Origin of the sequence: Acinetobacter johnsonii (assembly GCF_048551975.1) — a bacterium.
Lineage (GTDB): Bacteria > Pseudomonadota > Gammaproteobacteria > Pseudomonadales > Moraxellaceae > Acinetobacter > Acinetobacter johnsonii_A.
Genome location: NZ_JBIMCF010000056.1, coordinates 1 through 3,719, shown reverse-complemented (window position 1 = coordinate 3,719; position 3,719 = coordinate 1). Strand labels below are relative to the sequence as shown.

General features: G+C 47.7%; 1 tRNA gene and 2 rRNA genes. All 3 read left to right on the top strand.

The features are described from left to right. Positions 1 to 23: 23 nt before the first annotated feature. The 3 genes from ACG9ZB_RS16500 to rrf all read left to right on the top strand — a co-directional run bounded on the left by ACG9ZB_RS16500 (position 24) and on the right by rrf (position 3,694). A tRNA-Ala gene (locus ACG9ZB_RS16500) sits at positions 24 to 99 on the top strand. Positions 100 to 510: 411 nt separating this feature from the next. Continuing rightward, positions 511 to 3,404, top strand: a 23S ribosomal RNA gene (locus ACG9ZB_RS16495). Between the two features lie 175 nt (positions 3,405 to 3,579). Then, positions 3,580 to 3,694 (top strand): 5S ribosomal RNA (rrf, locus tag ACG9ZB_RS16490). Positions 3,695 to 3,719: the final 25 nt, after the last annotated feature.

The following is a 3,719-nucleotide window of genomic DNA, read 5'->3' as shown; positions in this document are numbered from 1 at the left end:
ATACATTGACTTATTGATAAGCTGGGGACTTAGCTTAGTTGGTAGAGCGCCTGCTTTGCACGCAGGAGGTCAGGAGTTCGACTCTCCTAGTCTCCACCACTCATTGCGATGCAATGAGTTAAACATTAAGCAAACGAACTGATAGCTTATAGAGCTTAGTGATAATAAAGCGTAGAATGCGCTTCGTTGTTATTAATCTCTGTGATTTATCACAGTTTCCTGACCTGACGAAGGCTGGAAAAATCATTAACAGAATATATTTGAGTTGAAATAATTTGTTCATACTCATTTTTAAGATCGACATTAACAGTGATTTATTACTGGATGATGAAGATTAAAGAAATGAGTTACTAGCGAAATTAACTGAATCAAGCGTTTTGGTATGTGAATTGAATTGAAGCTGTACAGTGTTTAAGTACACGAAGCAACAAACTGTAAGGAAGTGATGAGAAATCATCATAGACTGTCTTAATCCTACTTGTAGGGATTAACGACTGTTTGGGGTTGTATAGTCAAGTAATTAAGTGCATGTGGTGGATGCCTTGGCAGTCAGAGGCGATGAAAGACGTAATAGCCTGCGATAAGCTCCGGGGAGGCGGCAAATATCCTGTGATCCGGAGATTTCTGAATGGGGAAACCCACCTGTCATAAGGCAGGTATCATACACTGAATACATAGGTGTATGAGGCGAACGAGGGGAAGTGAAACATCTCAGTACCCTTAGGAAAAGAAATCAATTGAGATTCCCTCAGTAGCGGCGAGCGAACGGGGAAAAGCCCATTAAGTCATATAAGTTTTAGTGGAATGCTCTGGGAAGTGCAACCATAGTGGGTGATAGTCCTGTACACGAAAGGGCTTATATGATGATGTCGAGTAGGGCGGGGCACGTGAAACCTTGTCTGAATATGGGGGGACCATCCTCCAAGGCTAAATACTCCTGACTGACCGATAGTGAACCAGTACCGTGAGGGAAAGGCGAAAAGAACCCCTGTGAGGGGAGTGAAATAGATCCTGAAACCGCATGCATACAAGCAGTGGGAGCCGACATGTTCGGTGACTGCGTACCTTTTGTATAATGGGTCAGCGACTTACATTCAGTAGCAAGGTTAACCGTATAGGGGAGCCGTAGAGAAATCGAGTCTTAATAGGGCGTTTAGTTGCTGGGTGTAGACCCGAAACCGGGTGATCTATCCATGAGCAGGTTGAAGGTTGGGTAACACTAACTGGAGGACCGAACCCACTGTCGTTGAAAAGCCAGGGGATGACTTGTGGATAGGGGTGAAAGGCTAATCAAACTCGGTGATAGCTGGTTCTCCCCGAAAGCTATTTAGGTAGCGCCTCGGACGAATACCATTGGGGGTAGAGCACTGTTTCGGCTAGGGGGTCATCCCGACTTACCAAACCGATGCAAACTCCGAATACCAATGAGTACTATCCGGGAGACAGACTGCGGGTGCTAACGTCCGTAGTCAAGAGGAAAACAATCCAGACCGCCAGCTAAGGCCCCAAAATTATAGTTAAGTGGGAAACGATGTGGGAAGGCATAGACAGCTAGGAGGTTGGCTTAGAAGCAGCCACCCTTTAAAGAAAGCGTAATAGCTCACTAGTCGAGTCGGCCTGCGCGGAAGATGTAACGGGGCTAAAACTATATGCCGAAGCTGCGGATTTGCAATTTATTGCAAGTGGTAGGGGAGCGTTCTGTAAGCCGATGAAGGTGTATTGAGAAGTATGCTGGAGGTATCAGAAGTGCGAATGCTGACGTGAGTAACGACAATGCGAGTGAAAAACTCGCACGCTGAAAGACCAAGGGTTCCAGTCCAACGTTAATCGGGGCTGGGTGAGTCGACCCCTAAGGCGAGGCCGAGAGGCGTAGTCGATGGGAAATTGGTTAATATTCCAATACTTCTATGTAATGCGATGAGAGGACGGAGAAGGTTAAGTCAGCCTGGCGTTGGTTGTCCAGGTGGAAGGTTGTAGGCATGTATCTTAGGCAAATCCGGGGTACTGTATGCTGAGAACTGATAGCAAGCTGTACTTGTACAGTGAAGTGGCTGATACCATGCTTCCAGGAAAAGTCTCTAAGCTTCAGTTACATAGGAATCGTACCCGAAACCGACACAGGTGGTCAGGTCGAGTAGACCAAAGCGCTTGAGAGAACTCTGCTGAAGGAACTAGGCAAAATGGTACCGTAACTTCGGGAGAAGGTACGCTGCCGACGGTGATGGGATTTACTCCTTGAGCTATTGGCAGCCACAGAAACCAGGCCCCTGCAACTGTTTATTAAAAACATAGCACTCTGCAAACACGAAAGTGGACGTATAGGGTGTGATGCCTGCCCGGTGCTGGAAGGTTAATTGATGGGGTTAGCGTAAGCGAAGCTCTTGATCGAAGCCCCAGTAAACGGCGGCCGTAACTATAACGGTCCTAAGGTAGCGAAATTCCTTGTCGGGTAAGTTCCGACCTGCACGAATGGCATAATGATGGGGGCGCTGTCTCCAGCAGAGACTCAGTGAAATCGAATTCGCCGTGAAGATGCGGTGTACCCGCGGCTAGACGGAAAGACCCCGTGAACCTTTACTGCAGCTTGACATTGAACTTTGATCTTACTTGTGTAGGATAGGTGGGAGGCTTTGAAACCGAGACGCTAGTTTCGGTGGAGCCAATCTTGAAATACCACCCTGGTAATATTGAGGTTCTAACTCTGTCCCGTAATCCGGGACGAGGACCATGTCTGGTGGGTAGTTTGACTGGGGCGGTCTCCTCCTAAAGAGTAACGGAGGAGTACGAAGGTGCGCTCAGCGTGGTCGGAAATCACGCGTAGAGTATAAAGGCAAAAGCGCGCTTAACTGCGAGACCCACAAGTCGAGCAGGTACGAAAGTAGGTCTTAGTGATCCGGTGGTTCTGTATGGAAGGGCCATCGCTCAACGGATAAAAGGTACTCTGGGGATAACAGGCTGATACCGCCCAAGAGTTCATATCGACGGCGGTGTTTGGCACCTCGATGTCGGCTCATCTCATCCTGGGGCTGAAGCAGGTCCCAAGGGTATGGCTGTTCGCCATTTAAAGAGGTACGCGAGCTGGGTTTAGAACGTCGTGAGACAGTTCGGTCCCTATCTACCGTGGGCGTTGGAAATTTGAGAGGATCTGCTCCTAGTACGAGAGGACCAGAGTGGACGAACCTCTGGTGTACCGGTTGTGACGCCAGTCGCATCGCCGGGTAGCTATGTTCGGAAGGGATAACCGCTGAAAGCATCTAAGCGGGAAGCCTACCTCAAGATAAGATTTCCCTAGGACTTTATGTCCTCTAAAGAGCCGTTGAAGACTACGACGTTGATAGGTTGGATGTGGAAGCATAGTGATATGTGAAGCTGACCAATACTAATTGCTCGTGAGGCTTGACTATACAACACCCAAACAGTTGGTGTTGTGCTTCAAATCACTGCAAACAACTTGATTTAGTTATAAAGCTAGATAAAATATCCAACTCAAATATACCTGTTAATAACTCATTTGATGAAAGTTAGGCACGAAGAGCACTGCTCTGAGGTTAGACCCAACGAATAGTCATAAACAGTTGTGCTGGCGACAATAGCAAGAGTGAACCACCTGATCCCTTCCCGAACTCAGAAGTGAAACCTCTTAGCGCTGATGGTAGTGTGGAGTTATCCATGTGAGAGTAAGTCATCGCCAGCTCATTAATTCTAAATCCCCCTCCGCT